Below are 26,101 nucleotides of genomic sequence, written 5' to 3'. Positions count from 1 at the left end.
AGGGTACGACCATGCAAACCCGAAATACTGTACAGCGCCAAATTGTGCTGGACACGGTACTGAGCATGCACGATCACCCGACTGCGGACGCCGTATACGAATCTGTATCCAGCGCCCATCCTTCCATCAGCAAGGCCACGGTGTACCGCAATTTGAACCAACTTGCGTCGCAGGGTGTCATCCAGCGCGTACCGGTTGCAAACAGCGCGGATCGTTTCGATTTTAATATCCAGCCGCACTATCATGTGCGCTGCACGTGCTGCGGCGCAGTGCAGGATGTGACGATGCCTTATCTGACCAATCTGATCGATCAGGTGGAGGATGCATGCGGCATCGCAGTTGAGCGGTATGAAATCCTGTTTGAGGGCGTTTGTTCCACGTGCCGCGCCAAACAGCATACCACATAAGCTTGTGAACCGGACGGCAGCGGCCGTCTAATCGATAAAAAGTGAGGAGAATGTTATTATGGCAAACTTAAAGGGCAGTAAGACGGAGGCCAATCTGCAGACCGCATTTGCGGGCGAATCGATGGCGCGCAATAAGTATACCTATTTTGCGTCCAAGGCTAGAAAAGATGGCTATGTCCAGATCGCTCAGATTTTTGAAGAGACCGCAAACAATGAGAAGGAGCATGCCAAGATTTGGTTTAAGCTGCTCAACGATGGAATTGATGATACTGCAACCAACCTGAAGGCGGCTGCTGAAGGCGAGAACTACGAGTGGACCGACATGTATGCAACCTTTGCAAAGGATGCACATGCGGAAGGCTTTAGCGATATCGCATTCCTGTTCGAGCAGGTCGCTGCAATCGAGAAGGAGCATGAGGAGCGCTATCGCAAGCTGCTTGGCAACGTAGAGAGCAAGACCGTGTTCTCGAAGGATGGGGACTGCATCTGGCAGTGCTCGAACTGCGGCCACATTGTAGTTGGCAAGCAGGCACCGGATGTTTGCCCGGTTTGTGAACATCCGCAGGCCTATTTCCAGATCAAGGCTGAAAATTACTAAGATTGCTTGGCCACATGGCTGCAAGAGGGTCTCCCGAATATTCGGGAGACCCTTTGAATTTGTGGTCAGAGCTGCTGTTGAATCTGTTTTATCGCTGTGCTATAATGAATTATCTGACTGGAGGGGTTATTATGTTAGCGGAGAATATGGTCGCGCTCGGCAAGCGCCGTTCGACGATCCGTGAAATTTTTGAATATGGCAACAGTCGTGCGGCCGAGGTCGGCCGAGAAAATGTATTTGATTTTTCAATCGGCAATCCCAATGTGCCCGCACCGGAAAGCGTGCGCCAGGCGATTTTGGATATCGCGGCGGGTGACCCGGTGGCAGCGCACGGCTATACCTCGGCGCAGGGAGATGCCGCAGTGCGTGGTGAGCTTGCAGCGTCGATTAACCGCCGCTTCGGAAGCGATTACACGGGCGATTGCCTGTACCTGACTGCGGGCGCAGCGGCCGCGTTGTCTGTCACGTTCAAGGCATTGACCTGCCCGGGAGATGAGTTCATCGTATTTGCTCCGTTTTTTCCGGAGTACCAATGCTTTATCGAGAGCGGTGCGGGGGCAAAGTGCGTGGTTGTGCCGCCGTCTGTGGCTGATTTCCAGATTAATTTTGAAGAACTGGACAAGTGCCTGAACGAAAAAACCAAGGCGCTGGTGATAAATTCGCCCTGTAATCCGTCCGGCGTCGTCTATTCCGAGCAGACGATTTGTCGCCTTGCGCAGGTACTGAACGAAAAGTCGAAGGAATATGGCCACCCGATTTATTTGATTTCGGACGAGCCGTATCGTGAGATTGTATATGATGGGGCAGAAGTGCCGTTCGTGCCGCACTATTACATGGACACCATTGTGTGCTATTCCTACTCCAAGTCGCTTTCGCTGCCGGGGGAGCGGATCGGTTATGTGCTGGTTCCGCCGCAGGCAGCCGACAGCGCCGATTTGTATGCCGCAATTTGCGGCGCGGGTCGTGTGCTGGGCTATGTGTGCGCACCAAGCATGTTTCAGCGCGTGGCGGCAAGATGTGCCGCTGAGACAGCGGATATCCGTATTTACCGTGAAAACCGCGACCTGCTGTTTGAGGGCTTGACCAAGATGGGATATTCCTGCGTCAAACCCGAAGGCGCGTTTTACCTGTTTCCACAGTCTCTTGAGGCCGATGACCGCGCATTTTGCGAACGTGCCAAGCAGTATGATCTGCTGCTCGTGCCCGGAACGGATTTCGGTGCGCCCGGACACGTGCGGATTTCCTACTGCGTACACACGGAGACGATTCGGCGCGCATTGCCGTTATTTGCAAAACTGGCGGCTGATTACGCAGAAATTCAATAAAATTCCATTTTAATATGCATATTGCACAGTTAAGATTATGTAAATTATCAGATAAAACAAAAATAACTTTTTATTTTATGCAATAAGCACAAAAATATAAGTAGTCGATTGTGAGTAATTCATAAAATCCGACTCTTGTTTTCTTACTCCCTGACGTGTATTATAATAACAGAGGTTGAGAGAAAAACCTCAAACACGAAAGGAGTGAATTAACACATGATGAAGGGTTTCTTTAACGATTTGGTTGCAGCTCGCATGCTCGATCTGGACAGCAATCGTATCAAGGCTCAGGCCAAGAAGGTTCGCCGCGCTGCTAAGTAATGATTAAAATTACGGCAGCTCGCCTGCCCGAAGGAGTAGCTGAAACCAATGACAATCGAACACTGTAAGTAAAAGACCTTCCGATGGCTCTGCCGCGGAAGGTCTTTTGCTTTATGCATCAGCCGCTGCGGCGCTCGGTGTGCATCAGCTCAGTCTGACGGCGGAAAAATTCCATGCGTTCTGCCGCCGTGGCAGCGCGAATGCTCTTTTTGCCGCAGTCCGGGCAGGTTTGGATTGATGCGTCACCAATGAAAAGAAAATGGCACTGTTTTGCCAGACAGATGTAAATCATGTTGCCCACCTCCTGTATCTAGGATAGCGGTTTTACTGTCCGATAAACCTCTCTTCTGCATTTGCAAAACGCAGGCGGCGGAAGAAGGGAACAAAAAAAGTCGATTGTGCGTCTATTACTAAGCCCGACAAAATTCTTCCATTCTGACTAATGCGGGTACAAAAGAGGAATCATAAAAACAAAAAAGGAATTTTCATATGGTTTTCAGTTCAGCGATTTTTCTATTCGTATTTTTGCCTACGGTAATTGTATTGGATCGCATGTTATCATCTGTGCGGGCAAAAAACTGGCTCTTGCTCATTGCCAGTCTGCTTTTCTATGCTTTTGGACAGCCAGTTTATCTGTTGCTGCTGCTCGCCTCGGTCGCGCTCAACTACGGCTGCGGCCTGCTTGCGGCGGGACGGTATCGAAAAGCGGGCGCGGTGATAGCGGTTTTGGGCAATATCAGTCTGCTTGGTGTTTTTAAATATACGGATTTCATCATCGGCTCGCTCAACGGCGCACTCGGCCTGTCACTGCCGATGAGCGGTATTGTGTTGCCGATCGGTATCTCCTTCTTCACATTTCAGGGGCTCTCCTATGTCATTGATGTGTACCGGGATCGGACATTGGTTGCCCGTTCGTTTTCCACGGTGCTGCTGTACATCGCCTTCTTCCCGCAGTTGATTGCGGGCCCGATTGTGAAGTATCACGATATCGCGCGCGAAATCAGTGAGCGCACCGTGACAGCAGAACAGACGGCGCTTGGCATTCGGCGGTTTATCTGCGGTTTGTCCAAGAAGCTGCTGCTGTCCAACGCGATGGGGCAGATGGCAGATGTCGTATTTGCCCTGCCCGCAGGTGAGATTGGCATGTTCGCAGCATGGATGGGTGCAATTTGTTACACACTGCAAATTTATTTTGACTTTTCGGGCTACAGCGATATGGCCATCGGTATGGGGCAGATTTTTGGGTTTCATTTTCTGGAGAACTTCGATTACCCCTATACTGCGACAACAATCAAGGAATTCTGGCGCAGATGGCATATTTCGCTGTCCTCTTGGTTTCGGGATTATCTGTATATCCCCCTCGGTGGTAACCGAAAGGGGAACGGCCGCACGTGGAGCAACCGCTTTCTCGTGTTTTTCGCAACCGGACTCTGGCACGGCGCAAGCTGGACGTTTGTACTTTGGGGATTGTGGCACGGCCTGTTTTCCGTGCTGGAGGACTGCGGTGCACTGCCAGTCAAACGGCTGAAGGGTAAGCTATTAGGGCGTATATACACGCTGCTTGTCGTGGTGCTCGGCTTTGTGCTGTTCCGCGCGGAGACTCTGCCGCAGGCGGGCGCAATGTTTGCCGCGATGTTCACCGGCTTCGGTCTGTCGTGGCAGGGGACGGCTGCAGTCTGCGCAGGGCTGACACCGCTGTTTTTGCTCACACTGGTGCTCGCTCTCGTGCTCAGCGCACCTGTTGTCAAGCGGCTGGAAGGGAAGTGCCAGACGCTGAGTATGATCGGCGCATTGGCGCTGTTGGTGCTGTGCATGCTCAATCTTTCCGCAGGCACCTTTAACCCCTTCATCTATTTTCGATTCTGAGGAGACCATCATGAAATATAAATGGTTTACAGGCGCTTTTCTGGCGCTGTGTCTGGTTCCGTCGGTCGGTATGCTCGTGCTGCCGCCGACGCAGGCTGCCGCGAACGAACGCCTTGCTTCTATCCCCAGCCTGTGGACAGAAGAGGGGAAACTAAATGACAAGGTACTCGATGAAACAACCGCATATATCGCCGACCATTTTGCGCTCCGACAGCAGATGGTGACCGCGAATGCCGCTCTGCAAACCGGGCTGCTTGTCACTTCGCCTGCGGCGGATGTCATTTACGGTAAAAAAGGCTGGCTTTACTACAACAAAACGATTGAGGATTATCAGAACACGCCGACGCTTTCCGAGGAGGAGGCGCGTCAGATAGCGCAGACGGTCGCACAGATGCAGGCGTTTTGCGAAGAGCGCGGTGCAAACTTCATCTTTACGATTGCGCCCAATAAAAACTCGATTTATCCGGAAAACATGCCCGCGCGCTATCTGCAAGGTGGTCCGGCAGGAAATTACGAGCTGGTGAGGCCGTATTTGGAGCAAATGAACGTAAACTATGCGGATTTGTTCGCGTATTTGCGCAGTCAGGATGAGGTGCTCTATTTGCGTACGGATTCTCACTGGACCAACCGCGGCGCGGCATTGGCGCATGATTTTTTGATGGAAAGCCTTGGTCTGCCGCACAAGGTCTTTGCGGACGAGCCGTATATGATTGAAAAAACACATCGCGGGGATCTGTATGAGATGCTCTACCCGACCGGTACGGCGCGTGAAGAGCAGCAGGACTATGATTTTACCTTTGAGCATGTGACGCCGCCGCGCTCACCAGAGGATATTTTGATTCAGACGATCAATCCGTTGGGCAGCGGCCGGCTGCTCCTGTGCCGCGACTCATTCGGCAACGCGCTTTATCCGTTTTTGGCCGAGGATTTTGCGGAAGCTACTATCACGCGCCAAATGCCCTATCCGCTGGAGCAGGTACGAACGGGCGATACGGTAATTATTGAGATTGTTGAGCGAAATCTCGGCAATCTACTCAAATATCCGCCGCAGCTGGGAACAAACTAAGCGCGGATTTCGTCGAAAAGACAAACACCTATGGAGGATAGAACCATGAAAAAACTAACAGCCACGCTGCTTGCGCTCACTTTGTGCGGCAGTTTACTTGCCGGATGCGGCGCGAACGACAAGCAGGATCCCGAGAAGGATCAGCCGACAACGCCGCCTACCTCGGATGAATCAATTGCACCCGATATGAATGTGGAGGATGATGCTAACACCGAGTCCATGCCGAGCGGCGAAACCACTGACAAGCCTGCCGAAATTCCGGAAACGGAAACCGGCAACACGCAGACACCGCCGTTGAGCAAGCCGACCGGTGGTTCCTCCACGTCTGGCAGTACGTCGGGTTCAAACGGCTCATCCGGCTCGACGACCGCGCCGGCGCCCAAGCCGGAATCCAAGCCTGAGCCCAAGCCGGAGCCCGCAAAGCCGACCGCATCGCAGGCACAGGCGTATGTCGGACAGGCAGCTTCGAGCCTCAAGTCCGCGCTCGGCGCACCCTCTTCTTCGTCTTACTCGCCGAGCTGCATGGGCGAGGGAGAAGACGGTATTTGGACATATGACGGGTTTACCGTCTATACTTACCGCGAAAACGGTACGGAAACCGTGGAAGCAGTCCAGTGATTTTACAAAAAGCACCGCTTTGGGGCGGTGCTTTTTTTGTTTGACAGGCATACCAGTGCGTGCTATAATAAAAACACTAAATTACTAATTTACTAATTGGAAAGGAGAAACACAATGAAGATTCCAACTACACTCAAGCATAAGCCGGTTATCACGGTAGAAAACTATGAGAATGTGGACGGCCGCCATGCTTATGACAGTGATGCAAAAGGGCTGTCGCTCGGTCTGGCGCAGTGGAATGACCGCGGGCGCGTAGATATTTCGGCCAAGGTTTGGCGGTATTCGGGCGAGCGCTGGTCGCGCCAATCGGAGGAGCTGCCGCTGCACCGCGTCATTGATCTGGCGATTTTAACCTGCCGTGCGCGGCAATATTTCATGGATGCATACCGCTATCCCAAGCTGTATGATGAAGCGAATCCGCAGATTGACCGTGTCGGCGTACAGGGCGACGCCATGACGGTTTCGGTATGCACAGAAAACCCGATGATTGATGAGGACATCAAGCTGTTTTCGGACGCACTTGCGCGGGATGATGAGATGCTGGCCGAGCGCTTGCACCTGCTGAGCAACTTGCTGCAGGACATGGGCTATGGCGTTCGGAAAAGGGACTAAACCCTTCTAATGCACACATAAAAAATACCGGCAGGGCGTACGCCCTGCCGGTATTTTTCATATTCTTACTTGGTGCGGTTCGTTTTGCGGCTGTCCTTGCGAAACAGCTGGGAGACTGCGGGATCGCAGCCGAGCTCAAACATCGCGGCGTTCATCAGGAAATTGGAAAAGCTCTTGCTCATGGTAAAGTACCTCTCTTTTTTTAATTTCTTATCTGCTATTATCCTACATCGAATCGCATAAAAAGGCAATCGTAAACGTGTACGAAATTCACAATCACACACGAAATGTATTGTGAATAAAACACAAAGAAATGTTGAATTGAGCAAAAAACGAGAGGGGGATTTGTGAATTAACAAGAAAATGAGTATCGGAAACGATTTCGGGATTGCGCAAAAAGAAACGCCCGTAAAACGGGCGCAGGGGCTACAGAATCATGCGGCGCGGTTTCTCCTGAATCTCGCGCACCACACGGCAGGGATTGCCTGCGGCGAGCACGCCGGCCGGGATATCGCGGTTCACGACACTGCCGGCCGCAATCACGGTATTATCGCCAATGGTCACGCCGGGCAGCACGCACACATTCGCGCCGATCCAGACGTTGTTGCCGATGTGAATCGGCTTTGCGTATTCCAGACCTGTGTTGCGTTCCGCCACGGTCATCGGATGGCCGGCGGTGTAAAAACCGCAGTTGGGCGCAATCAGGACATGGTCGCCGAATATCACCGGCGCTTCGTCCAGAATGACACAGTTGCAGTTTGCGTAAAAATGTGTGCCGATGTGGATGTTGTAGCCATAGTCGCAGTGAAAGGGCTGCTCCACGAGAAACTCGCCCTTATGTGAGCCGAGCAGTGCATCCAAAAGTGCTGTGCGCTCCTCAAGCTGCGAGGGGCGGAGCAGGTTATAGTCGTAGCACAGATCCTGTGCCTGAACGCGCTCTGCAGTCAGACCCTCGTCAAAGGCTTGGTAGAGCAGTCCTGCAGCGGCTTTTTCTTTTTCAGTCATAGTGGTATCACCTCATGAAACTCAGTTCTGGCGGCGGACAATCGCATAATCATCGTCCGACCGATAATAAGGGCAGGAACGGTTCGGGTTCATCTGCATGCGGCAGATCTCATCCTCATCCAGATAGGCTTCGCAGAAATACTCACCCATCTCATCATCATACACATTGTAGGCACAGGTATCGCAGTTTGCGCTCATACAAATCACCTCTTCTATCATATTGTAACACAGCGCGTGCTGCGCTGACAACCGCATAGACTGAAACAGGAGATGATGGAATGGACTTGAAGAACAACCGCATCACAGTGGGTGAAATGATGAGCAATCCGCGTGTGCGGGATCTGCTGCTGCGTGAATTTCCAATGCTGCAGGATGTACGCATGCGCCGTCGCGTATGGAACATGCCGCTGTGGAAGATTTTGCAGCTTGGGCCGCGATACATGCCGCAGTACCGAATTAACGATCTGCTGCGGCAGGTGCGCGAGCTCGACTAGGCCCTGCGGGTGCAGGGTCAAGTAAACCATCAATTGCGCCGCCGGAAACCGCCCAGAGATACAGACTGGCCACAGTGCCGCAGGGCGAAAAACGGCGGCGGTATTTTTCAAACAACGCGGGTGTGAGTTCTCGGTGATGATACACCATGCGCAGGCCGCGGCGAATGCCGAAATCGCCGAAGCTGAGCACATCGGGGCGCTGCAGCGAGAAGATGAGCAGCATTTCGGCAGTCCACTGGCCCACGCCGGGCAGGCTGCACAGGCGATGACAGACTTCGTCATCCGGTAAGACATGCAGCGCATCCAGATCGAGCGCACCGCTGACGGCTTGCGCCGCAATGGCCTTTAGATATCCCGCTTTGCGCATTGACAGGCCGCAGGAGGCGATTTTCTCTGCCGTAAGCGCGTCAAAATGAGCGGGATTGATGGGGGAGAGACGCTGCTGCATGCGTGCCCAGACGGTTTCAAGTGCGCGGGACGAAATCTGCTGTCCGGCGATTGCGTTGACGAGTGCTTCAAACAAATCGGGAATGACCGGACGGTCGATATGGCCGATTTGGTCAATGACTGCGGCCAGCTTTGCGTCACATTTTTTTAAATGCTGTATTTCATTTTCCCCATAAAGGAAGAAATCTGTCATGCAAATCAGCTCCTGTACAAGTATTTTGTGCAGTTATTATACCATGAATCAATGACACAAAAAAGCCGCCCCTCGGGGCGGCTTTGCATTTATGCGGGCTCCATGGGACCGATTGCGCTGGAGATATACTGCTGAACACCGTCCACCGGAATATCGAGCGCGGCGGCAAACTCCCCGTACAGCAGGTCTTCCGCACGTGTCATATACCGTTGATCAATCTGGCTGCAATTGCGCTTCTGACGAAAGGCTGTCTGATTCTTGGTGTAAATCGTCTTTATCAGCTGCACCAAATCGCGGCAGTCATGGCTCTGCAACGCACGCTGATAGGTTTCGGCAGAGCTCTTAAAGCTGCGGTTCTCCAGAATCAGCTCGGGGATGGAAGGAATCTGCGCGATCAGGTCGAGCACCTGCTTTCTGCCGAGCGCAGGGCGCATGTACACACCGCCGCCCACCGGCGTGTAAATCATTTCGCTTCGATAGAGAGGTGTGAGGGTGTAATACAGCTGCTCCGGATTGTCGCCCAAATCCGGACGAAGACCGATTTCGGTTACACGGCAAATACCGCTGTTGCTGTAAACAACCAAATCTCCCACTTGATATTTGTTCATATCTCTTGTTCAACCCTTCTTTTCGCGCGTCTGTTGATGTAAAAAAGAAAACGTGCAGCGTTGACAACAGGACTTGCGTTTGTCAAAACTACTCGTTGCATATTAATTATAGCATATTTATCCCCAAAAAGTAAGAGAAATTTATTATTTTTGTTTTGTGCATAATTGGGGGCGTGCGAGGGGTTTGAAAATTCGACATTTTTCTGCTATGCTAGAAGCAAGAACAATTCGGTTTACCGCCGGATAAAATTGATAGAATCAGGTGCAAAGAGCTATGGTTAAAAACATCGTTACCGATATTTTTCGTCTCAATCAAAAGGCGGCTCCGGCCACACGGGATGATCTGCCCGTGGTGCGGGATTTGATGGATACACTGACAGCCAACACGGCAAGCTGCGTCGGCATGGCAGCTAACATGATTGGCGTAAATAAGCGTATTATCGCAGTCGATATGGGCGGCATGCCCGTGCCGATGCTCAATCCGGTGATTGTCGGCAGGTCGGGGGAGACTTACGTAGCGGAGGAAGGCTGTCTGTCTCACGCCGGCACACGAAAGACAACGCGTCATCGGTCGGTAGAGGTGGAGTATCTGGATCTCGGCTTTCAAAAGCGCAGGCAGACCTACTCCGGCTTTGTGGCGCAGGTGATTCAGCATGAAATCGACCACTGCGACGGCATTTTGATTTGAACGCGCTGCTGCAGTTCGGTTTGACGATTCCGTTACAGCGAAAACTTGGCCAAAAAGGAGTGCCTTACGGCGAAGCGGCAGATCGCCGCAGCTGTTGGGATTTGCACTGCATCGCGCTGCATGGGAGGGAAAGTCTGCTTGCGGTGCATTGTTCCTCGCGGTTTACAGCGGTGGCATATGATCTTACCGCCTTTGACTGGGCGAATCTGCATGCCTTCGCGGTGGAACTCATCCGTGCGGCGCTCTTGGAAGCGGGGCTGACGGCAGACGCGGTGTCCCACTATCTCGAGCGGGCAGACTCGGCAGCGTTTACCCGCACGCACGGGCGGCGCGAGGTTGCGTTCCTCAACCGCGCTTGGGACGATGTGATGGCGCTGGACTTCGCGGTTGACGCGTCGCAGTCCTTTCAGCCGCTTCTGAATCAGGCGGTTAACAGTCAGTCTGCACGTGGTTTGATCCATGGTTGTTCCTCCTTTGCTATGCGCCTGCAAAGAACGGACAACCAAGGAGGCAGGTTACTGACGGCAAACGCCGCGTCCGGACTACCGACCGGAACAGTGTTTTTATCTTTGCAATTTTATTGTATCGCGGATTGCGGCGCCGTCAAGCCAAAACGGCGCAAAATAGAGCGAGGTTACTCCGGTTTTCGCTTGAGCATCGTTTCCATTTTCATCAGTCCCTGCTCATAGCGGTCAATCTTATGGTTGAGCCGGTCAAGCGATTTTTGCATATCCGCCATGCGGGCTGTGAGCTGGTCGCGCTGCTCGATCAGCAGCACCTTGCGGGCATCAAGGCTGACATTTCCCTGCTGAAACAGCGCCACATATTCAATCAGCGCTTCAATCTGCACACCGGATGCGCGCATGCATTTCATCAGTTCAACCCAGAGACAGGAATCCTCATCATAATTCCGAATGCCGCCGCTCGTGCGCGGCACCTTGGGAATCAGACCGATGCGCTCGTAATACCGCAGGGTATCTGCGGTGATATCATATTTCTGGCTGACTTCGGCAATTGTCATGGCACACCTCACATGTTCTTTTTCTTGACTGGGTTCAGCTTATCACAAAAGTCGTGTGTCCTGCAAGCTGCATTACAGGCACATGCGAAAAATGTTTTCCGCATCCTGCGCGCTCAGCGGCTGGAAGCCGTAGGCCAGGCCGCCGAGACGAACCGCTTTTCCGCCATCCCGGCAAAGTTGGTGTCGTCCGTGCTGATTATACTTGCGGCGGTGTGTAGAATGAATCTGAGTGGAAAAAAACGTCGTCCGCTGTCATGAAATATTTCTTAGTGTTGAAAATTCAATAGACCGAAGACTTCCAAACGATTACAATAAAGGAAATCAACGATAACGGCTCCATCATGGGAGGAGAACACAATGAAAAAGTTTGACAGTATCATCATTGGTTTTGGCAAGGGCGGTAAGCCCTTGGCAGGCACGCTCGCACAGTCCGGACAGACGGTAGCGCTGATTGAGCGCGATCCCAAGATGTACGGCGGCACCTGCATCAACGTGGCGTGCATTCCAACCAAATCCTTGGAGCACAGCGCACGCCTATCCGCCGCGCAGGGCGGTGCATTCGAGGAAAAGGCTGTGCGCTATTAAAACGCAATTGCGGAAAAGCGGCGATTGACCGCGATGCTGCGTCAGAAGAACTATGATAAGGCAGTGTCGGCGGGTGTGACAGTGCTGACAGGCTTGGCGTCCTTTCTCGATCCGCATCGTATCTCAGTCGCTTATGCGGACGGCACCTCGGAGGAGGTATACGGCGAGCAGTTTTTCCTCAATACCGGCTCTCGCCCGTTTGTTCCGCCGATTGAAGGACTGGAAAACAACCACTTTGTCTATACAAGCGAAACGCTGATGGAGCGGGAAGAGCTGCCCCGCCGTCTGGCCATCATCGGCGGCGGCTATATCGGTCTGGAGTTTGCCTCCTATTTTGCAAATTTCGGGTCGGAAGTCACGGTGATTCAGGACGGAGAAGCCTTTATTCCCCGCGAGGACGCTGAGGTAGCGCAGTCGGTGCTGGACAGCCTGACCGCACGCGGTGTGCGCGTACTGCGCAGCACTACCATTCGTTCGGTGCGGGAGGAAAGCGATCACACGGTTCTGTCCTTGGAAAGCGGAGACAGCGCATACGCTTTGGAGGCCGACGCGATTCTCGTCGCGACCGGACGTCGGCCCAATGTGGCGGAGCTGAATCTCGCGGCCGCTGGGGTTGCACTGACCGAGCGCGGCGCAGTCAAGACTGACGAGCACCTGCGCACAACCGCCTCTCATATATGGGCGATGGGCGACATCGTGGGCGGACTGCAGTTCACTTATATTTCGCTCGATGATTTCCGCATTGTCAAATCAAATCTGCTGGGTGACGGCAGCCGCACCACCGAAAATCGCGGCGCAGTACCGTATACGGTATTCCTTGACCCGCCGCTGTCCCGGGTGGGACTGTCCGAAACAGAAGCGGCGCAAAAGGGATATACCGTGAAAAGCGCGCGTCTGCCCGCAGCGGCCATTCCGAAGGCGCATGTGCTGCGGCAGCCGACCGGCATGCTCAAGGTTTTGATAGATGCCGACACGGATTTGATTCTCGGTGCACATTTCTTCTGCGCCGAGTCACAGGAGATGATTAACCTCATTAAGCTGTGCATGGATGCGAAACTGCCGTATACCGTGCTGCGCGATGGAATCTTCAACCACCCGACCATGAGCGAAGCGCTCAATGATTTATTTGGGGCGGTAAAATGAGTGATTTGTGACGGCGTTTTAAGCCGCACTGCTCAATACAAGCATATCCCGGGAGAGTCCCGAGTAAAAAATATAGAAATGGAGGTTTGAACGTATGGATGAGTACAGAAAGCTAACAAATGAGGTCGGCGCTCCGGTGGCTGACAATGAAAACGCCATCACCGCAGGCCCTCGTGGCCCGGTGGTAATGCAGGATGTATGGCTGATGGAGAAAATGGCGCACTTCAACCGCGAGGTCATTCCGGAACGGCGTATGCACGCGAAGGGGTGGGGTGCTTACGGTAAGTTCACCGTCACGCAGGATATCTCCCGCTACACCAAGGCCAAGGTGCTGCAGCCCGGCGCGGAAACCGAAACGTTTGTCCGTTTCTCTACTGTGGCAGGCGAGCGCGGCGCGGCTGATTGTGAGCGCGATATTCGCGGTTTTGCCTGCAAATTTTACACCGAAGAGGGCAACTGGGATCTCGTAGGCAACAATACGCCGACCTTTTTTATCCGTGACGTACATAATTTCTCTGATCTGAACCGTGCAGTCAAGCGTGACCCGCGCACCGGCCGCCGTTCCGCGCAAAACAACTGGGATTTTTGGACGCTGCTGCCCGAAACCTTCCACCAGACCACCATTGTGATGTCTGACCGCGGCATTCCGGCCTCGTTCCGTCACATGCACGTGTTTGGCGAGCATACTTTTTCCTTCTATAATGAGAAGAACGAGCGGGTTTGGTGCAAGTTCCACCTGCTCACGCAGCAAGGCATCAAGTGCCTGAGCGATGAGGAGGCCGAACGCATCAACGGCATGGATCGTGAGTATCACGGCAAGGATTTGTATGATGCGATTGAACGCGGAGAGTATCCGAAGTGGACGATGTATGTGCAGATTATGACCGAGGAGCAGGCCAGAGCGCATTATGAGAACCCCTTCGATATCACAAAAATCTGGCGGCACAAGGAGTTCCCGCTGATTGAGGTCGGCGTGCTTGAGCTCAACCGCAATCCGGAAAACTATTTTGCCGAAGTCGAGCAGGCCGCGTTTACCCCTGCACATGTCGTGCCGGGCATCGGGTTTTCGCCGGATAAGTTCCTGCAGGGTCGCCTGTTCGCCTATGGCGACGCGCAGCGCTACCGTTTAGGTGTTAACCACAACCAAATTCCGGTCAACCGTGCCAAGTGCGAGGTGAACGAATACCACCGTGACGGCGCGATGCGTACAGACGGTAATTACGGCGGCGCTCCTGCGTATACGCCCAACAGCATGGGCGCATGGACGGCACAGCCTGAGGTCATGGAGCCGCCGCTCGAGATCAGCGGCGCAATGTGGCGCTACGATCCCAAGGATGATCCGACGGACGACTGTTTCCGCGCAGGCGGCGAGCTGTATCGCCTGATGAGCGAGGAAAAAAGACAAATTCTCATTGAAAACACCGCGCGGAATATTCAGCCGGTGACTGCAAATATTAAGTACAGGCATGCGGTGCACTGCTATCTTGCTGATGAAGAGTATGGCAGACGAATCACCGAGGCGATGGGACTGTGCATGGACAAGGTGAAAGAACTTGCAGCGCTAGACAACAACGGACTGATTGCGGCAACATTAAAGCCCGATCAGGTATGACAAAAAGGAGAATTGTGATGAATAATCAAAAGTTTTATTTTTGCAAGCATTGCGGCAATCTCGTAGGCCTGATTCAGCAAGGCGGCGGCACGCTCGTCTGCTGCGGCGAGGCGATGATTGAATTGACCGCGAACACCACTGACGCAAGTCAGGAAAAGCATGTGCCGGTCATTACCGTTCAGGGTGATTCCGTGCATGTGGCAGTCGGCTCGGCAGAGCATCCCATGGCGGAGGAACACTTTATCCAGTGGATTTATTTGCAGACAGAGCACGGCGGCCAGCGCAGATGCCTCAAGCCGGGCGATCAGCCAGCAGCAGACTTCATCCTCAAGGGTGACAAGGCGGTTGCCGCATATGCTTACTGCAACCTGCATGGGTTGTGGAAAAAGGAAGTTTAACAGTACACAGCGTCGCGGTAGGGGGAAGCGTCGGTTGTTTCCGACGCTGCTTCCCTCATAGGACGCACGATTTAGGAGGTTTCATTCATGATTCAGACCATTACCAAGGAAAATTTCGCCGCTGAAGTAGAAAATGCCGGCCGACCAGTGCTGGTGGAGCTGTGGGCGCCGTGGTGCGTTTATTGCCGCCGCCTGACCCCGGTGTTGGAGCGCCTTTCGGATAAATTGGGCGATGGGCTTCCCATCGGCAAGATTAATATTGATGATGAGCCGGAACTGGGACAAAAGCTTGATGCATCCACCATTCCCACCCTGTATCTGTATCAGAACGGTCAGCACGGTGAGAAGTTGGTCGCACCTTCTTCGCAGGCACAGCTCGAGGAGTGGATTAACGGACAAATGGCATAAGTTCACTCGAGAAGGAGCAAGACAATGCGATTAAAAATAAGGTTGCCGGTGTTACGGGCGGCTCTCGCGGCATCATGATGTGAGGTGTTTATATGGAGAAACGTTATGACGTAGTCATTATCGGCGGCGGTCCGGCAGGTTATTCCGCAGCGCTGTATTGTGTCCGTGCCGGTTTTTCAACATTGGTTCTGGAAATGCTCAGTGCGGGCGGTCAGATGTCCACAACAACGCAGGTCGACAATTATCCGGGCTTTGAGGACGGGATTGACGGCTTTGAATTGGCGGAGAAGATGCAGGCAGGCGCGGAGCGTTTTGGTGCGGTCAGCGAATTTGCCGAGGTGACAGGGCTGCAACTTGCATCGAGTCCCAAGATTATTTCGACGAGCAGCGGGGACGTGGAAGCGCGTACGGTTGTGCTCGCCACAGGAGCCGCACCCCGCAAACTGGAGCTTGCGGACGAAGAAGAGCTGATAGGGCGCGGTGTGGCTTATTGTGCTACCTGCGATGGCATGTATTATAAGGACAAAGTGGTGGCAGTTGCAGGCGGTGGTAATTCTGCCGCAGCCGATGCGCTGACGCTTTCAAAGATTTGCAAAAAAGTATATCTGGTGCATCGCAGGGACTCGCTGCGAGCGGGCAAGGGGTATCTGGATGCGCTGACGCAGGCAAAGAATATAGAATTTGTCTGGAATGCGCAGATTGACCGACTGCTTCATGAAGAAAAGCTGACAGGACTTGCGTTGACGGATCGGGTAACGGGGAAGCAGACCACGCTTGCCTGCGACGGTGTTTTTGTGGCGATTGGGCGGGTGCCCAATACAGCGCTGCTAGATGGTCAGCTGGCGCTCGACGCACAGGGTTATATCGAAGCGGATGAGTCAACGCGCACCAGTCTGCCCGGTGTATTTGCAGCAGGGGACGTACGCACCAAGCCGCTGCGGCAGATTGTGACAGCGGCAGCAGACGGAGCGGTCGCATCCAAATATATTGAAGAATACCTGCAAAGACAGCAATAATGCAGCTGGAAGAGCAATCAAAAAGGGCATATCGCCTGCCGCACAGCAGAGACGATATGCTCTTTCTGATGATTGCACTGCATTACGGGTGAGGAGATTGATTTTATAGCTTGACACCGCTATTCAAAGTTTGCTATACTTATCGATAGAAGTCTTCTGCGGGAAGCCATGGCTTTCGGACAGAGAAAAAGATAAGAATTGCAAATAACCGGGTGTAGCGCAGTTGGTAGCGCGCCTGCTTTGGGAGCAGGATGCCGCAGGTTCGAATCCTGTCACTCGGACCATATAAGAACGCTAATATTGATACGGTAAGTGTCAACATTAGCGTTCTTATTTTAAGTCTGAAAAGCCTGTGTTTACGGTTTTTTTTGCGTTTTGTGGGGTTCTAAACGCAGACAGTCTACCTTTGAAAAGCTGCGTTTTCGACCGAATCAAAGCCATCCCCGCACCTATGCTTTCGATTGCTCGAAATAGTTTCACTTTTTTCGTGGGGTTTCATTTCTACTCAAAAATAGTTTCATACCCGCGCTTACGCTTAGTTATCCCGATAAAAAGAGGCGGAGAACTTAACGCTCCACCTCAATCTCGCTGCCACTTTTGAATGTGAACACGATTTTGCCATCGCAGTACACCGTCGCTCGGTCAACTATCGCAATCCACAGCCTTTCGTCCCATTCATCGAGGACGAGTGGCTGTTTCTTTAGTGCCTCGATGAACAACCGGAGCTCACGGTCTTGGTCATGCTTTCGCTTTTTCTCGGCAGTCACCTCCGCAAGCCGTGCCGTCGCTTTCTCGTAGCGGTTAAGCAGCCCGTTGTACTTCTTGGCGTATTCCTCCTGCGATTGTACCGTAGAAGCATTTTCCCTGACACAGGCTTTGACCAGCTCCGCCACAACCGTAATTTCCTCGTTTAGGCTTTCCAGCTCTGCGTCCAGCGCCGAGGTGTCAGAAAGCACTCGCCGCATCGAAGCGCAGTCGGAGATAACACTCTCGCGGTCTGCCATCAGCCGGTTATAAGCTATCAGGAACTTCCGCTGGATGGTTTCCGTGTCCAGATGCGGCGTTGTGCATTTCATCTCGCCCTTGAACTTGCTGTTGCACCGCCATATCACCTTGCGGTATGGGTCGTTGGAGTGCCACACTTTTTGACCGAAGAACCCTCCGCAATCACCGCATACCAGCTTCGATGAGAACACGCTGTTGCCACTGTAGGCTCTGCCAAGCGACCTGCGCCGCGCAATCTCCGCCTGCACCATGTCCCATTCCAGTGGCTCAATAATAGCGTCATGGCTGTGTTCCACGTAATACTGCGGCACCTCGCCCTCGTTGACCTTCATCTTTTTCGTCAGAAAATCAGTCGTGAACTTCTTCTGCAGGAGCGCGTCGCCCTTGTATTTTTCGTTTGAGAGCATACTGTCAACCGTTGTCTGGCTCCATTTCTGCTTGCCGGACGGCGTCGGAATACCTTGTTGCTCCAAATACCGGCAGATACCGGCGGGCGTCTTGCCCTCAAGGAAAAGTTTGTAGATGAGCCGGACGATTGCGGCTTCTTCTTCGTTTATCACGGGTGTACCGTCCTCTCCTTTTTCATAGCCGAGGAACTGTTTGTACGGCATACTGACCTTACCATCAGCAAACCGCTTCCGTTGTCCCCATGTGACGTTCTCCGATATGCTCCGGCTTTCCTCTTGCGCAAGTGAACTCATTATCGTAATGAGCAGCTCACCCTTGCTGTCGAAGGTGAAAATGTTCTCCTTCTCAAAATAGATCTCCGTGCCGTGTTCCTTGAGCTTGCGAACCGTCGTGAGACTGTCCACTGTGTTACGTGCGAAACGGCTGACCGATTTCGTGACGATGAGGTCAATCTTACCGGCAAGCGCGTCCTTAACCATCTGCTTGAAGCCGTCGCGGTGCTTGGTATTAGTCGCCGAAATCCCCTCGTCGGTATAGACCCCGACAAACTGCCAGTCCTCGCGGGATTGGATATAGTGGGTGTAATAGTCAACCTGTGCCTCGTAGCTGGTCTGCTGTTCTTCGCTGTCGGTGGATACGCGGGCGTAGCCAGCCACCGTGCGTCTTGCCACTGAGGCCGTCGGCAGAGCCGTAAATCGGTTCTTGGTGGCAGGTATCACCGTTATTGCTTTTGACATTTCTTTTCACTCCTTTTCCTCGTTTTCTCTGCTGCCGCTTGCCGCATTTCCGCTGTCCAGCTCTCAGATCGTGAGCGGTCTTGCCATGTGGCTTTCTCGCTATGTCCATCAGTGAAAGTGAACTCCAGAACGTTGTCCGGCAATGCGGTTACAAAGGCAATGCGCTCAGTAAATATGTTCTCGTTAAAGGAGTTGCAGCCGAGCACTTCGGTAGTAACGGCTTTGAGCGTGTTCTCTGGTATCTGCTTAGAAGCACAGTGTTTTTTGCCTTTAGTGTTATAAGTGGAACAGACCCAAGTAATACAGGTGGGTGTGGTCTTGCGGCGGTAGTTTTTCCCGCAGAGACCGCAACGTATCTTGCCAGTGAAGGCTGTGGTCGTGCCAGGTTTAATCTTAATGCTGTCCGCCCGTCTGATAAGCTCCTGCTGTACCGCATCAAAGGTCACACGGTCGATGATAGGCTCATGAGCATCCTGAACGTGGTACATGGGAAGCTCTCCGTGGTTAATCCGTGTTTGCTTTGTCAGATGGTCGGTGCGGAAGGTCTTCTGTAAAAGCAGGTCGCCAGCGTATTTTTCGTTTCGCAGCATCTTGCTGATGGTATCTTGGTGCCATGTTCTTTCAAAACGCGTGGGAACGCCCAACTCATTGAGCCTGTTGGCGATTGCCTGTCTGCCGAGCCCTTGGAGATACCATTTGAACACCAACCGTACCGTTTCGGCTTCTTCGGGCACAATCTCAAAAACACCGTCCTTTGCCCGGTATCCGAGTATCGTGCAATCCCACGGTTTTCCAGCTTCGAAGTTACGCTTGATGCGCCATTTTTGATTTTCGCTTGCTGATAGACTTTCTTCTTGCGCGTAGGATGCCAGAATGGTCATCATCAATTCCCCCTCGGCGCCCATCGTGTGGATGTTCTGTTCTTCAAAAAAAACGTCCACTTCCAGCAGTTTCAGCTCTCGCACAGTTTCCAGCAGAGTGACTGTGTTTCGAGCGAAGCGGGAGATGGACTTGGTAAGTATCAGATCAATACGTTCGGCGCGGCAGTCGGCAAGCAGCCTTTGAAACTCATCGCGGTATTCCTTGGTGCCGGTCATCGCCTCGTCAGCGTATACACCGGCATATTCCCAATCGCCGTGCTTCTGTATCAGTGAGCTGTAATACGCGACCTGCGATGAGAGCGAGTGCAGCATCGCGTCCTTACCGCTGGACACGCGGGCGTAGGCAGCAACTCGCTTTTTCCGTTCCAGCTTCAGCGGATGGGCTACCTTTTTTATTGTTTTTGGCATATTGTCACCCCCTCGTAGTGTGACATATTACCTCTGATACTACTATATAGCAAGTCATTATCCCGGAATAAACTACACGAGGATAAGCCATATTTCTCAGCCATCATTGTATCAATTATGGCGTATTCAGCCTCGGTGATAATACCCTCCGACAGCATCCGACGCGCCTGCACCATAGCGGATTTGTAGCCAAGAATACAATCATTCACGGCTGCCACCTCCGAACCGTGCGGCGATATAGCACTGGTGGGAGCAATATTTTCGCGCCTTGCTCCCGATGCTCACAAAGGACTGACCACAGTTCGCACAGATCAGGTGGTATTGTGTTCGGGACTTACTGCCACGGTTGGCATACCACCATGCCGCGCGGCACTGGTCAGAACAGAATTGCCGTGCTCTGTGTTTATCCTTCACCTTGATGGGCTTACCGCACTGTTTGCAAACAAGCACTGCTTTTGCAGAATCTTCGGTAAGCCGAGTCCGGCGACAGTAAGTCTTTATCGTGTTTTCCGAAATTGACAGCATCTCCGCAATGCTCGCGTAGGTACAGCCTCGCTGCCGCATTTCGTAAATCTGGTTTTTCTGATCGGTCGTCATAGCCTTGTCCTCCGTTCTGAGGAGCCCTTCCTCAAAACTCGCTGGACATGAAGAGGCCGCTTTGACGAAAAAAAGAAGCCCGCCGAAGAAAAAATCCTCGACGGGCTGTGACTGTATGTCAACTTCTTGACCTGTGGTTTATGAATTTGTGTCGGGAAACGGACTATCCTTTATTCGCTGTACTTGATGAATGCATCGGTGAATCCAGCAGCCTTGACTTTTTTGAGCATGGCATCAGCATTCGACTTGACGGAATACGCGCCGACCTGCACACGGTAATATTTCTTCTGCGTGTCAGATTCGGCAGTCGTTTCCGCTGCCGCCAACCCAGCTTTGACCTCCGCGCGGAAGGTATCCATGCTTTTGCCGTGCTTGGGGAACCAGTGCATCACGTCGCCGTGGTTGCTGGCGATGCCCAGTTCATGCCCCTCGCTGTGGCAGATGAGATACGGCCGCTCCGGGCGGATGCCGTACTGCTTACAAAGGTAAGCGCACAGTTCCACGGCTTCCTTGTAGACCGCGTTGAAATATGCCGCGTCGGTCAGATTATCTTCGCAGATTTCAAAGGAAATATGCGTGTCGTTGCCGGAGCCTTGGGCGCCGCTCCCGCAGTGCCAGCCGCGCATGTTCCACGGCAGCGTCTGGTAAGCGGCGATCGTGCCGTCCGCCAGTTTCCCGATGAAGGCGTGCGGGCAGACCTGTCTCCCGCCCGGCTTGTCGGTGTTCCAATGGTTGTTGTATTGGTTTTTGCCGAGCAGGCCGTCGTCCGGTCCCACATAGCGCTTGAGATTGGGGTTGTTCGCCCCGGTGGAATGCACCATAATGCCACGGGGCGTGATGGTTTTGCCCGTCTTGTAACAGGCGTTGTTGGTCAGAAGCAGTTTGTGCAGATTCATGTCATTTGTCCTCCTCGTCGCCGCGGTCGTGGAGCTGTTCCAGAACCGCCTTCAGTTTTTCGGGGATGGGAAGTCCCAGATGCCCCGCGTTTTCGAGTATGCTCACACCCTCGTTGGACAGATAGAAAAAGATGACCGCCGTGCGCACCGCGCCGCCGTCGCCCAGCACCTGGCTGTCGATGATATTTCCAACGCCCACCAGCGCAAAGATCAGCACCTTACGGGAGATGCCCTTGAAGCCGATTTCGCTGGAGAGCTGTTTGTCGGCAACCGCGCACAGCACGCCCGTCAGATAGTCGAGGACGACAAACGCCAGCAGCGCGTAGAGAAAGCCGTCCCACCCGCCGAGGAACCAGCCGAGCGCACCGCCGAAAGCGGCCAGCGCGGCCTGAATCCAAACCCAGATTTCCTTCATATCGATACCTCCTGTTTTGATTTTGTGTATGAAAAAAGCGCTCCCGCGCAAAGCGGAAACGCTTGCATTTGTGGTCGTTACAGTGACAGAATCAGTTCGGCAAGCTGGTTCATCACCGCCGCCCGCGGCCTGCCCGTGCCGAGCTCCTCCCAGTCCGGTTCCGGAACGGCAAAGCCAGAGTCGGTGCTGTACTGATTGATGGCCGCAATCACCGGCTCCACAGCGGCGCGGATTTCCAGAATGTGAAGCGGCCAGTTTTTCACTTCCGTTCTGCCCGCCGTGATCTCCTCACTCCACGAACCCGGCGCAAGACCGTAGTAGTTTCGCACGGTGTTGACGGCGGTGCGGAGCGCCGTGATGTGGCTTGCTTTCACCTTGGTTTCATTGGCCGCAATCTCCTCAAACGGAGACGCCAGCACCGTGAACGAATGGGAAATCTCCGCGCTGGGCGCTTCAAAGTCGGGATTGACGCACCGCACCGCAAGCGTTTTTGCCCCCGCCGACTGCGTTTCGGCCTTGAACATCACCGCCGCACCGCCGCCGACCGTACCGCTGGGAGAAAACAGGGACGGATTGTTCACGCCGTCCTGCCAGTCTCCCGCGCCGATTCTCACCTGCGCCACCTGTTCGGAGGGCTGCGCGCCGGTGGTCAGCAGCACGCGGGGATTCGGGTTGTAGGTGGAGGCGCCGTTTTTCGGCGCTGCGATTGCCGGCTCGTCGCAGGCGGCCGCCACGCAGAGAATGGCGTTGGACACCTGCTCGCTGGAATACACGTCCAGCGCGTCGATGGTCCACAGGCCGTATTTGGTGTAGGTGCCCGGAACATCTGAAGCCGGGACGGTTCGGCTTCCGCCGGAGGCGGACAGGTCGAAGGTCTCCAGCACGTTCCACGCCGTCCAGGTGGAGCCGTCCGTCGAGGTGCGGATTGCCAGCATGTAGCCCTTTATGGGGCTGGTTCCACCCGACGCGCCGCTCCATGTCAGCGTGATGGGGCCTGCGCTGTAAACTGACGGAGTCGCCGTCAGGGTTGTCGCGGGCTGGGGCGGCGTGTTCTTCCTTACGGAATTCGTGGACACCTTCCAGCCCGAATAGTAGCCGGAGCCGGCGGAGCCCTGCGTGCGCACCCGGAACCGGCGGTAAGTTCCCCGCGCGGCGGGCGGCGCGACCGACAAACTTCCCGAGGCGGAGGAGGAAGAAACGGTGCTCAGCGCCGTCCAGCCGCCCCAGTCGACATTGTTGGCGGAATCGCTGTACTGGATTTCAAAGCCGGTGACGGCGTTGTTCGTCCCGCCGGACGCGCCGCTCCACGAAAGCGCGGCACTGCCTTCCGCCACCGTCGGGGAAACCGAACAGGCGGACGGCGCGCCGCAGGCGGTGGTCAGAAGCGCGGAGCTGGTCACGGTGTAGGAGGAGTTGTCAATCACGCCGGAATTCAAGGTAAGCCGTCCGTCCGACACCACCCGGAAGCGCACGCCCTGCGCCGCGTTTCCGCTTGTCGAGGTGCAGGTCACCGTCACATAACGGTAGCGGGGCGCGGTGCCGTCCCAGTTGTCGTTGTCAGGGGCCTTGATGCGCACCTGCCCGGACGAGCCGTTGACGGTGACGGTGCAGAGCAGCGCGTAGCCGCTGTGAATGTAGGAACCGGAGGAGGCCAGCGCCGCCGCAATCGTAAAATGGTAGGTCATCTGGCTGTTGTTCGGCCGGCTTTTCGTATAGGTGATGGTGTAGTGAACCGTGGGGCCGCTGCCCGCGTTCAGGGTTACGCCGTTGATATCCGCCACTGTAAATCACCCGCCTTCATTCATAGACCGCCGTAATCAGCGAATTGACCGTGCCGCAAAGGGCCGTGTCCAGCCGCCGGTCGGTGATGTCCCCGGCGGCAAGGCTGACCGCGCCCGCCGCGACGGCGATATCGGCCAGCGCCAGCTCATAGATGTTGTCGCTCCGGGTCAGTGTTGGAGCGGAGGGAGAAGCCGCCGCCGTTCCCGTCAGCACCGCCGCGGAAATCTGGCGTTCCACCGCGTCCCAGCGGATAACCGCCCGGTCGATGCGAGAATTCACGCCGTCCGCCGCCGCAAGCGTCAGGTTCCGTTCTTCGGTGTTTTCATAGGCGTAGCCGTTGATCCACGCGCTGCCGGCAAGAATATTCACCGACAGCCCGCCGCCCGGCGTCACGCGCAGATTGTCGGCGTTGGCATAAAAGATGCCGTTGGACACCAGCTTTGAAAAATACCCCGCGAAGTCGGCGGCGTCGTACATCCGGTCGCCGCTTGTGCTGTTGAAAAATCCGCTTTTCTCCATCGTATCACCCTTCCTGTTTTAATTTTTGAGCCAGCGTGAGCACACCCTTGCCGAACGTGATGTCCAGACTCTGCCCGGTGCCGTCGTAGCTTTCCTCAATCTCCGTAATGCGGGTGGTAAGCGTCACGCCCCATTTCTTTGACACCACCTTCACGGTCTGCCCAAGGTCAAAATCCGTACCGTAGGTCAGATTGCCGTGGGGATTGACGGACGCGTCGAAGGACTGTGCCATCGCAAGCTCGCTTAACTTGCTCTGCCCCTGAAAGAGCAGGGCGGCGGTGTATTCGTCCCCAAAATCCTCGGAGCGCAGCGCTTTGGCGTCCACAAACACCTCCCGGCGTTCGGCGCCTTCGCTCTCCCCGTACACGGCAAACACACGCTCCACGCCTTCGCCCTCGCCGCCGATCAGCGCCACGTTGGCATAATCCGAGGCGCTTTTCGTGAAGGTCTGGGAAGTGAGGTTCTCATATTCCCATGAGAACACCGCCTGCGATTGCTCGCCCTTGTACAGCGTGACGGTGAAGATTCCATCTGCCGGATTGAACACCGCCTTGATGCCGGCGTCCGCCGCTTCGCATAAACCGGTTACCGCGTCCATGAGGTTTTTGTAGGAAATCTGCGTGCTGACCGGGTCCGACAGCCCGCCGCCATCGTAGACGAGGAAGTCCATCTGCCGGTCGGTGTTGCCCGGGCTGATGAGGTGGTTGTTCACCAGCTGCCTCACACAGTCGGCAAGCGTGCCGTTTAGAATTTCCGTGTCCCACACAATGCGCCGGGCAAGGTAGGAAACGGCGAACCGCCCGCTGACGGTGATGAGTTCTTTTTCGTCCTGTGAGATTTCCGCATACTCAATCACGCCGGCTTCCTCTCCGCCGCTTTTCCATAAAAGACTGCCCAGCGTCAGCAGGGCAAGGTTTTCCGCCGTGGCGATGGCCTTGAGTTCAAAGCTCCCGCACTGGGAATACCGCCTTGTCCAGCGCAGATATTCAAAGGACTCCACCACGCCGGCGGGCCGGCGGTTCGCGTCAAAGACATACAGTTCCATTGATCGTTCACCTCTTTCAAAAAGGACGGTGCGCGCCAGCGCATAAAAGCCCTGATTTTTGGCTTTTAAGTCCTTTTTGTTGTGTGAAAAGGCGGCGCATCAGCGCGCATTTTCACACTAAACCCCTAAATACTGCGGGCGGTAGTACAGGCTGACCTCCAGCAGTTCCTTGCCCGCCGCCGCGTCGTAGCGGAGAGTGGTTGTTCCGGGAGACAGCTGCAGGAAAGTCGAGCCGGTGTCCAGCAGGCTGAACACGCTGATTTCTTCGCCGCTCTGCACCCGCACCACCCGCTTGCCCGCAAAATGGGTGTAAACGCGGATTTCCTCGCCGGCTGTCAGGACGGCGTTCAGGCGGACAAATTCGCCGGTGGCGGCATCCATCAGTTCGGGGTTTTCTACTTCTCCCAGCGCGCGGAACACGATCTGGCACCCGCAGGACACGTCCCCGGGATTTTCCACCGTGATGATCTGGCTGGGCTGGCGGGAACCGAATTCCACGCCGCCGTCGGGAATTTCCAGCACAAAATGAAAGAGCGGCGTCCAGCGCGCCAGCTCCGCGCGGACCTCAGACAGCGCCTCAAAAAAGGGCGAAGGGCACAGCAGGCTGACGAAAAAGCCCGGCGCGCGCTCCCTGCCCGAGGCGGTGAACCCGGCTTCCTCCACCACGCAGGCAATCTGCCGGTTCCGATAGGTCAGCGTGCCCTGCTGTTTGGGCGTGAATATCTTCAAAAACTGCCTGCGGTACTCGTAGGCTGTGTTCGGTGTTCCTGCCACAATCGTTCCTTCCAGCGTGATGTTGCGCATGTCCAGCGCGGAGGAGATGAAAAAAGCGCCGTCCTGCTGGGGCGCCTGAAAGGTGTTGACGGTCTGGCGGACGCTTCCCGCGCCGTCGAGCTTCGTCAGAAAGAACGGCTTTGTCTGCCGCAGCGTCAGTTTTTCTCCCGATTCGTTGGTATAGGTCAGTTCCATGCCGTCCC

At 54.5% G+C, this 26,101-nt stretch carries 30 protein-coding genes, 1 tRNA gene and 1 pseudogene; 17 read left to right on the top strand and 15 right to left on the bottom strand.

All coding sequences use genetic code 11. The features are described from left to right. Positions 1–11 precede the first annotated feature (11 nt). The 3 genes from QOX26_RS04270 (at position 12) to QOX26_RS04260 (ending at position 2,330) form a co-directional block, all read left to right on the top strand. Positions 12–407, top strand: a complete 396-nt coding sequence (locus QOX26_RS04270) for a Fur family transcriptional regulator (RefSeq protein WP_283673646.1) — start codon at positions 12–14, stop codon at positions 405–407. Between the two features lie 58 nt (positions 408–465). Next, positions 466–1,005 (top strand): rubrerythrin, encoded by a 540-nt coding sequence (gene rbr / locus QOX26_RS04265; RefSeq protein WP_283673645.1) that lies wholly within the window; start codon positions 466–468, stop codon positions 1,003–1,005. A gap of 131 nt (positions 1,006–1,136) precedes the next feature. Further along, a complete protein-coding gene (locus QOX26_RS04260; RefSeq protein ID WP_283673644.1) occupies positions 1,137–2,330 on the top strand; it encodes a pyridoxal phosphate-dependent aminotransferase in 1,194 nt (397 codons plus the stop codon). 439 nt (positions 2,331–2,769) lie between these two features. Here QOX26_RS04260 and QOX26_RS04255 read toward each other — a convergent pair whose 3' ends face one another. Further along, positions 2,770–2,943, bottom strand: a complete 174-nt coding sequence (locus QOX26_RS04255) for a hypothetical protein (RefSeq protein WP_283673643.1) — start codon at positions 2,941–2,943, stop codon at positions 2,770–2,772. Positions 2,944–3,215: 272 nt separating this feature from the next. Between QOX26_RS04255 and QOX26_RS04250 the strand changes: the two genes are divergently transcribed. The 4 genes from QOX26_RS04250 to QOX26_RS04235 all read left to right on the top strand — a co-directional run bounded on the left by QOX26_RS04250 (position 3,216) and on the right by QOX26_RS04235 (position 6,813). Beyond that, positions 3,216–4,517, top strand: a complete 1,302-nt coding sequence (locus QOX26_RS04250) for an MBOAT family O-acyltransferase (protein WP_331488467.1) — start codon at positions 3,216–3,218, stop codon at positions 4,515–4,517. A gap of 10 nt (positions 4,518–4,527) precedes the next feature. After that, complete coding sequence (locus tag QOX26_RS04245; RefSeq protein WP_283673641.1) at positions 4,528–5,583, top strand: alginate O-acetyltransferase AlgX-related protein; 1,056 nt, start codon at positions 4,528–4,530, stop codon at positions 5,581–5,583. A 45-nt stretch (positions 5,584–5,628) separates the two neighbouring features. Beyond that, entirely contained in the window at positions 5,629–6,201 is a 573-nt protein-coding gene (locus QOX26_RS04240; protein ID WP_283673640.1) for a hypothetical protein, read from the top strand. 114 nt (positions 6,202–6,315) lie between these two features. Then, positions 6,316–6,813, top strand: a complete 498-nt coding sequence (locus tag QOX26_RS04235) for a DUF6530 family protein (protein WP_283673639.1) — start codon at positions 6,316–6,318, stop codon at positions 6,811–6,813. Positions 6,814–7,239: 426 nt separating this feature from the next. Here QOX26_RS04235 and QOX26_RS04230 read toward each other — a convergent pair whose 3' ends face one another. Together QOX26_RS04230 and QOX26_RS04225 are read right to left on the bottom strand one after the other, a co-directional pair. Further along, complete coding sequence (locus QOX26_RS04230) at positions 7,240–7,818, bottom strand: sugar O-acetyltransferase (RefSeq protein WP_283673638.1); 579 nt, start codon at positions 7,816–7,818, stop codon at positions 7,240–7,242. A gap of 21 nt (positions 7,819–7,839) precedes the next feature. Then, positions 7,840–8,016 carry a DUF6472 family protein gene (locus tag QOX26_RS04225; RefSeq protein ID WP_283673637.1) on the bottom strand — a complete coding sequence of 59 codons (177 nt, stop codon included), beginning with the start codon at positions 8,014–8,016 and terminating at the stop codon, positions 7,840–7,842. Positions 8,017–8,096: 80 nt separating this feature from the next. On the opposite strand from QOX26_RS04225, the gene QOX26_RS04220 reads away from it, so the two are divergent. Further along, complete coding sequence (locus tag QOX26_RS04220; RefSeq protein WP_283673636.1) at positions 8,097–8,312, top strand: hypothetical protein; 216 nt, start codon at positions 8,097–8,099, stop codon at positions 8,310–8,312. Here the strand turns inward: QOX26_RS04220 and QOX26_RS04215 are convergent. Together QOX26_RS04215 and QOX26_RS04210 are read right to left on the bottom strand one after the other, a co-directional pair. Further along, on the bottom strand, positions 8,275–8,952 hold the full coding sequence (locus QOX26_RS04215) for a DNA-3-methyladenine glycosylase family protein (protein WP_283673634.1): 678 nt from the start codon (positions 8,950–8,952) through the stop codon (positions 8,275–8,277). The genes QOX26_RS04220 and QOX26_RS04215 overlap by 38 nt on opposite strands. A gap of 89 nt (positions 8,953–9,041) precedes the next feature. After that, positions 9,042–9,560, bottom strand: a complete 519-nt coding sequence (locus QOX26_RS04210; protein ID WP_283673633.1) for a CarD family transcriptional regulator — start codon at positions 9,558–9,560, stop codon at positions 9,042–9,044. Positions 9,561–9,834: 274 nt separating this feature from the next. Here QOX26_RS04210 and QOX26_RS04205 point away from each other — a divergent pair, with 274 nt between their 5' ends. Continuing rightward, on the top strand, positions 9,835–10,248 hold the full coding sequence (locus tag QOX26_RS04205; protein WP_283673632.1) for a peptide deformylase: 414 nt from the start codon (positions 9,835–9,837) through the stop codon (positions 10,246–10,248). Then, positions 10,245–10,937 carry a DUF6933 domain-containing protein gene (locus QOX26_RS04200; protein ID WP_283673631.1) on the top strand — a complete coding sequence of 231 codons (693 nt, stop codon included), beginning with the start codon at positions 10,245–10,247 and terminating at the stop codon, positions 10,935–10,937. The genes QOX26_RS04205 and QOX26_RS04200 overlap by 4 nt, the downstream gene beginning before the upstream one ends. Here the strand turns inward: QOX26_RS04200 and QOX26_RS04195 are convergent. Beyond that, positions 10,883–11,269 (bottom strand): MerR family transcriptional regulator, encoded by a 387-nt coding sequence (locus tag QOX26_RS04195; protein ID WP_283673630.1) that lies wholly within the window; start codon positions 11,267–11,269, stop codon positions 10,883–10,885. The genes QOX26_RS04200 and QOX26_RS04195 overlap by 55 nt on opposite strands. Positions 11,270–11,626: 357 nt before the next feature. Between QOX26_RS04195 and QOX26_RS04190 the strand changes: the two are divergent. The 7 genes and pseudogenes from QOX26_RS04190 to QOX26_RS04165 all read left to right on the top strand — a co-directional run. Beyond that, positions 11,627–12,562 (top strand): annotated as a pseudogene (locus QOX26_RS04190) (dihydrolipoyl dehydrogenase family protein); the annotation flags it as partial. Next, positions 12,539–12,997 carry a hypothetical protein gene (locus QOX26_RS14370; RefSeq protein ID WP_442870206.1) on the top strand — a complete coding sequence of 153 codons (459 nt, stop codon included), beginning with the start codon at positions 12,539–12,541 and terminating at the stop codon, positions 12,995–12,997. The pseudogene QOX26_RS04190 and the gene QOX26_RS14370, both read left to right, overlap by 24 nt. Positions 12,998–13,091: 94 nt before the next feature. Continuing rightward, positions 13,092–14,609, top strand: coding sequence for a catalase (locus QOX26_RS04185; protein ID WP_283673629.1), 1,518 nt, complete (start codon positions 13,092–13,094; stop codon positions 14,607–14,609). A gap of 17 nt (positions 14,610–14,626) precedes the next feature. After that, the gene (locus tag QOX26_RS04180) at positions 14,627–15,007 is read left to right on the top strand and encodes a desulfoferrodoxin family protein (RefSeq protein ID WP_283673628.1); all 381 of its coding nucleotides are present in this window, start codon (positions 14,627–14,629) and stop codon (positions 15,005–15,007) included. A gap of 87 nt (positions 15,008–15,094) precedes the next feature. Then, positions 15,095–15,415, top strand: a complete 321-nt coding sequence (locus QOX26_RS04175; RefSeq protein WP_283673627.1) for a thioredoxin family protein — start codon at positions 15,095–15,097, stop codon at positions 15,413–15,415. Positions 15,416–15,507: 92 nt separating this feature from the next. Further along, positions 15,508–16,431, top strand: a complete 924-nt coding sequence (gene trxB, locus QOX26_RS04170) for a thioredoxin-disulfide reductase (RefSeq protein ID WP_283673626.1) — start codon at positions 15,508–15,510, stop codon at positions 16,429–16,431. A 208-nt stretch (positions 16,432–16,639) separates the two neighbouring features. Beyond that, a tRNA-Pro gene (locus tag QOX26_RS04165) sits at positions 16,640–16,715 on the top strand. A gap of 282 nt (positions 16,716–16,997) precedes the next feature. Here QOX26_RS04165 and QOX26_RS04160 read toward each other — a convergent pair. The 9 genes from QOX26_RS04160 to QOX26_RS04125 form a co-directional block, all read right to left on the bottom strand. Further along, positions 16,998–18,581, bottom strand: coding sequence for a recombinase family protein (locus tag QOX26_RS04160; RefSeq protein WP_283673625.1), 1,584 nt, complete (start codon positions 18,579–18,581; stop codon positions 16,998–17,000). After that, positions 18,566–19,870, bottom strand: coding sequence for a recombinase family protein (locus QOX26_RS04155; RefSeq protein ID WP_283673624.1), 1,305 nt, complete (start codon positions 19,868–19,870; stop codon positions 18,566–18,568). The genes QOX26_RS04160 and QOX26_RS04155 overlap by 16 nt, the downstream gene beginning before the upstream one ends. Then, entirely contained in the window at positions 19,855–20,079 is a 225-nt protein-coding gene (locus QOX26_RS14325; protein ID WP_331488466.1) for an SHOCT domain-containing protein, read from the bottom strand. Before QOX26_RS14325 ends, QOX26_RS04155 begins: the two co-directional genes overlap by 16 nt. Positions 20,080–20,637: 558 nt before the next feature. Then, positions 20,638–21,363 carry an N-acetylmuramoyl-L-alanine amidase gene (locus tag QOX26_RS04150; protein ID WP_283673623.1) on the bottom strand — a complete coding sequence of 242 codons (726 nt, stop codon included), beginning with the start codon at positions 21,361–21,363 and terminating at the stop codon, positions 20,638–20,640. 1 nt (position 21,364) lies between these two features. Continuing rightward, positions 21,365–21,778 (bottom strand): phage holin family protein, encoded by a 414-nt coding sequence (locus QOX26_RS04145; RefSeq protein WP_283673622.1) that lies wholly within the window; start codon positions 21,776–21,778, stop codon positions 21,365–21,367. Between the two features lie 77 nt (positions 21,779–21,855). Then, positions 21,856–23,559 carry a hypothetical protein gene (locus QOX26_RS04140; RefSeq protein ID WP_283673621.1) on the bottom strand — a complete coding sequence of 568 codons (1,704 nt, stop codon included), beginning with the start codon at positions 23,557–23,559 and terminating at the stop codon, positions 21,856–21,858. Positions 23,560–23,575: 16 nt separating this feature from the next. Further along, entirely contained in the window at positions 23,576–24,079 is a 504-nt protein-coding gene (locus QOX26_RS04135) for a hypothetical protein (RefSeq protein WP_283673620.1), read from the bottom strand. A 4-nt stretch (positions 24,080–24,083) separates the two neighbouring features. After that, entirely contained in the window at positions 24,084–25,124 is a 1,041-nt protein-coding gene (locus QOX26_RS04130; RefSeq protein WP_283673619.1) for a siphovirus ReqiPepy6 Gp37-like family protein, read from the bottom strand. A gap of 117 nt (positions 25,125–25,241) precedes the next feature. Then, positions 25,242–26,093 (bottom strand): phage tail family protein, encoded by an 852-nt coding sequence (locus QOX26_RS04125; RefSeq protein ID WP_283673618.1) that lies wholly within the window; start codon positions 26,091–26,093, stop codon positions 25,242–25,244. Between the last annotated feature and the right edge of the window lie 8 nt (positions 26,094–26,101).

Source organism: Butyricicoccus sp. Marseille-Q5471 (genome assembly GCF_951230135.1).
GTDB lineage: Bacteria > Bacillota > Clostridia > Oscillospirales > Butyricicoccaceae > Agathobaculum.
Note: the sequence above shows the minus strand (reverse complement) of the source record. Positions and strands in the feature narration are given on the sequence as shown.

Coding starts and splice junctions, on each gene's coding strand:
- QOX26_RS04255 (WP_283673643.1), bottom strand. CDS start 2,943: ATGATTTACATCTGTCTGGCAAAACAGTGCCATTTTCTTTTCATTGGT.
- QOX26_RS04180 (WP_283673628.1), top strand. CDS start 14,627: ATGAATAATCAAAAGTTTTATTTTTGCAAGCATTGCGGCAATCTCGTA.
- QOX26_RS04270 (WP_283673646.1), top strand. CDS start 12: ATGCAAACCCGAAATACTGTACAGCGCCAAATTGTGCTGGACACGGTA.
- QOX26_RS04220 (WP_283673636.1), top strand. CDS start 8,097: ATGGACTTGAAGAACAACCGCATCACAGTGGGTGAAATGATGAGCAAT.
- QOX26_RS04195 (WP_283673630.1), bottom strand. CDS start 11,269: ATGACAATTGCCGAAGTCAGCCAGAAATATGATATCACCGCAGATACC.
- QOX26_RS04245 (WP_283673641.1), top strand. CDS start 4,528: ATGAAATATAAATGGTTTACAGGCGCTTTTCTGGCGCTGTGTCTGGTT.
- QOX26_RS04145 (WP_283673622.1), bottom strand. CDS start 21,778: ATGAAGGAAATCTGGGTTTGGATTCAGGCCGCGCTGGCCGCTTTCGGC.
- QOX26_RS04215 (WP_283673634.1), bottom strand. CDS start 8,952: ATGACAGATTTCTTCCTTTATGGGGAAAATGAAATACAGCATTTAAAA.
- QOX26_RS04130 (WP_283673619.1), bottom strand. CDS start 25,124: ATGGAACTGTATGTCTTTGACGCGAACCGCCGGCCCGCCGGCGTGGTG.
- rbr (WP_283673645.1), top strand. CDS start 466: ATGGCAAACTTAAAGGGCAGTAAGACGGAGGCCAATCTGCAGACCGCA.
- QOX26_RS04230 (WP_283673638.1), bottom strand. CDS start 7,818: ATGACTGAAAAAGAAAAAGCCGCTGCAGGACTGCTCTACCAAGCCTTT.
- QOX26_RS04205 (WP_283673632.1), top strand. CDS start 9,835: ATGGTTAAAAACATCGTTACCGATATTTTTCGTCTCAATCAAAAGGCG.
- QOX26_RS04135 (WP_283673620.1), bottom strand. CDS start 24,079: ATGGAGAAAAGCGGATTTTTCAACAGCACAAGCGGCGACCGGATGTAC.
- QOX26_RS04240 (WP_283673640.1), top strand. CDS start 5,629: ATGAAAAAACTAACAGCCACGCTGCTTGCGCTCACTTTGTGCGGCAGT.
- QOX26_RS04260 (WP_283673644.1), top strand. CDS start 1,137: ATGTTAGCGGAGAATATGGTCGCGCTCGGCAAGCGCCGTTCGACGATC.
- QOX26_RS04210 (WP_283673633.1), bottom strand. CDS start 9,560: ATGAACAAATATCAAGTGGGAGATTTGGTTGTTTACAGCAACAGCGGT.
- QOX26_RS04150 (WP_283673623.1), bottom strand. CDS start 21,363: ATGAATCTGCACAAACTGCTTCTGACCAACAACGCCTGTTACAAGACG.
- QOX26_RS14370 (WP_442870206.1), top strand. CDS start 12,539: ATGGGCGACATCGTGGGCGGACTGCAGTTCACTTATATTTCGCTCGAT.
- QOX26_RS04160 (WP_283673625.1), bottom strand. CDS start 18,581: ATGTCAAAAGCAATAACGGTGATACCTGCCACCAAGAACCGATTTACG.
- trxB (WP_283673626.1), top strand. CDS start 15,508: ATGGAGAAACGTTATGACGTAGTCATTATCGGCGGCGGTCCGGCAGGT.
- QOX26_RS04185 (WP_283673629.1), top strand. CDS start 13,092: ATGGATGAGTACAGAAAGCTAACAAATGAGGTCGGCGCTCCGGTGGCT.
- QOX26_RS04175 (WP_283673627.1), top strand. CDS start 15,095: ATGATTCAGACCATTACCAAGGAAAATTTCGCCGCTGAAGTAGAAAAT.
- QOX26_RS04125 (WP_283673618.1), bottom strand. CDS start 26,093: ATGGAACTGACCTATACCAACGAATCGGGAGAAAAACTGACGCTGCGG.
- QOX26_RS04235 (WP_283673639.1), top strand. CDS start 6,316: ATGAAGATTCCAACTACACTCAAGCATAAGCCGGTTATCACGGTAGAA.
- QOX26_RS04225 (WP_283673637.1), bottom strand. CDS start 8,016: ATGAGCGCAAACTGCGATACCTGTGCCTACAATGTGTATGATGATGAG.
- QOX26_RS04155 (WP_283673624.1), bottom strand. CDS start 19,870: ATGCCAAAAACAATAAAAAAGGTAGCCCATCCGCTGAAGCTGGAACGG.